1 protein-coding gene is annotated in these 686 nt (G+C 37.3%); it reads left to right on the forward strand.

The annotated features are described in order from the left end of the window. Window positions 1-648, forward strand: a 648-nt coding sequence (locus ACY2RQ_RS19590) for an ion transporter (protein WP_490114698.1), incomplete at its 5' end; no start/stop codon positions are given. Between the last annotated feature and the right edge of the window lie 38 nt (window positions 649-686).

Consider the following 686-nt stretch of genomic DNA (forward strand, 5'->3'; position numbering starts at 1 on the left):
AGATTCGATCTATTTATACAGAGCTTGATCATTCTTTCGTTACTTACTTTTTCAATATCAACTATCCCAGATTTACCACATAAAACAAAAGCATTTCTCCGGATATTTGAGGTCTTCTGTGTAGCAATTTTTACGTTAGAATATTTAGCAAGAATTATCATTTCAGATAAGCCAATAAAGTTTATATTTTCATTTTATGGTTTAGTTGATCTGATTGCTATATTGCCATTTTACATTACTACCGGCTTAGACCTTCGATCGACAAGAGCATTCCGCCTTCTACGTTTAGTAAGAATAGTTAAATTAGCAAGATATAATTCTGCGGCAATGAGGTTAAAGACGGCATTTTCTCTCGTAAAAGAAGAGCTAATACTGTTTCTATTTGCAGCTTGCATCATCATTTTTCTCGCGGGTGTTGGAATTTACTATTTTGAAAATCCGACACAGCCTGAAGCGTTTAGTTCTGTTTTTGCTAGTTTATGGTGGGCTGTAGCAACCCTAACCACAGTTGGCTATGGTGATATCTACCCAATAACTACAGGTGGAAAAATATTTACATTTTTCATCCTAATCATTGGTCTTGGTATCGTCTCCATACCAGCAGGCATGATTGCTTCTGCACTATCGAAAGCTAGAGAAATCGAGTAACCGCCACTTAACAAGCGCATCCAGGTGACGCCTTCGGC

This window comes from Parendozoicomonas sp. 209JJ7-1, assembly GCF_058147085.1.